Genomic DNA, 263 nt, shown 5'->3' on the forward strand with positions numbered 1-263 from the left:
GTTTCAGGATCTCCTGCCACGCCTGATTTAACGGCTGCACGAACATCGTCTGACCAAAACCGTGCCATGGGTCACCCAAACTGGCCGCCATCAGATTGCCGTAGCCCTGCGCCTCTGTCAGGTCGGTGCTTTTGCCCTGAAACACCGTCTGTGCCAGCCTTCCCGCCATTTCCAACGGGTCATCACTGGCGTTCATCTGTTGCAGTTTCAACCGCACCTGTGTGACCCGGGTCAGGAAGGTTGGCAGGTTGAGGGTATTGTCC

General features: G+C 57.4%; 1 protein-coding gene. It reads right to left on the reverse strand.

What is annotated here, in order from left to right; translation table 11 throughout:
• Nucleotides 1-263 (reverse strand): hypothetical protein (locus ABR397_RS25610; RefSeq protein ID WP_350307858.1); only part of this gene is annotated, 263 nt, incomplete at both ends.

The organism is Photorhabdus viridis, assembly GCF_040256935.1.
Lineage (GTDB): Bacteria > Pseudomonadota > Gammaproteobacteria > Enterobacterales > Enterobacteriaceae > Photorhabdus > Photorhabdus viridis.